Source organism: Arthrobacter sp. 179, assembly GCF_052379645.1.
Taxonomy (GTDB): Bacteria; Actinomycetota; Actinomycetes; order Actinomycetales; family Micrococcaceae; genus Arthrobacter_H.
Window position 1 is genome coordinate 1 of the sequence record NZ_JBQSYU010000063.1, and the last position, 568, is coordinate 568.

At 59.9% G+C, this 568-nt stretch carries 1 protein-coding gene; it reads left to right on the plus strand.

From position 1 onward, the window contains the following. Positions 1–568 (plus strand): cbb3-type cytochrome c oxidase subunit I (locus ACT3UE_RS15775; protein ID WP_444567028.1); only part of this gene is annotated, 568 nt, incomplete at both ends.

A 568-nucleotide genomic window follows, 5' to 3' on the forward strand; every position in this document is an offset into this window, starting at 1 on the left:
TGTTCTGGTTCTTCGGCCACCCCGAGGTCTACATCATTGCGCTGCCGTTCTTCGGCATCGTCTCGGAGATCTTCCCGGTCTTTTCCCGCAAGCCGATCTTCGGCTACAAGGGGCTGATCTTCGCAACGATCTCGATCGCCGCACTGTCCGTGTCCGTCTGGGCGCACCATATGTACGCCACCGGCTCGGTCGCCCTGCCGTTCTTCGGGTTCATGACCATGCTGATCGCGGTGCCCACCGGGGTGAAGTTCTTCAACTGGATCGGCACGATGTGGCGAGGATCCATCACCTTCGAGACACCCATGCTCTGGAGCATCGGGTTCCTGGTGACCTTCCTCTTCGGCGGACTGACCGGCATCATCCTCTCGGCACCCACGCTGGACATCCACGTTTCGGATACCTACTTCGTGGTCGCCCACTTCCACTACGTGGTCTTCGGGACCGTCGTGTTCGCCATGTTCGCCGGCTTCTACTTCTGGTGGCCCAAATGGACCGGCCGGATGCTCAACGAACGGCTGGGCAAGATCCACTTCTGGATGTTGTTCTTCGGGTTCCACGGCACGTTCCT